We start from the raw sequence: 529 nt of genomic DNA, 5'->3' as shown, positions 1-529 counted from the left end.
AAAAGCTCCAATCGTTGTCACATCGTCATTTATTACTACAGTTGTAATGTTGTTGCGCAGATAATACCACGGAGTATTCACCGCATTGTCAGTAGATGATGACCAATTTTGCATAGCCCCCGAGCCGTTAATGGTAAGGGTATCATTGTAAAATGTAGCGATTACATCGGCTGCAGTGGGGTAGCCGATGTTCCAAGAATATGGGTGTGATGTATCCACAACGAATGATACAGAAATAGTGTGTTCTTCTATCACGGTTGTGAAAGTATAAGTGGTATCACTGCTTGTTAAAACGGCTCCGGTAACATCTACTCCATCTACCAATACATTGTCTATCGCATACCCTATGATGGGGGTAATTTTGAAAGTTTGATTTCCGGCACTGTCAACGGTTACTACACCATTGGGGGAAATGCTGCCGGCACTACCTGCGGAGGCTGTGATCGTATATTGTGTCATTGGTACTGCAAACTCCACAATCTTTATGAAATCCATCCATTGCGGTGCGGCTTTGTATGCAGCTGTAGAG

The 529-nt window shown here is 43.7% G+C and carries 1 protein-coding gene; it reads right to left on the bottom strand.

Annotated features, from left to right (window positions below; all coding sequences use genetic code 11):
• On the bottom strand, window positions 1-495 hold a 495-nt coding region (locus ASC50_RS03815), incomplete at its 3' end, for a hypothetical protein (RefSeq protein ID WP_226995382.1).
• Between the last annotated feature and the right edge of the window lie 34 nt (window positions 496-529).

The organism is Candidatus Symbiothrix dinenymphae, assembly GCF_001431085.1.
Note: the sequence above shows the minus strand (reverse complement) of the source record. Positions and strands in the feature narration are given on the sequence as shown.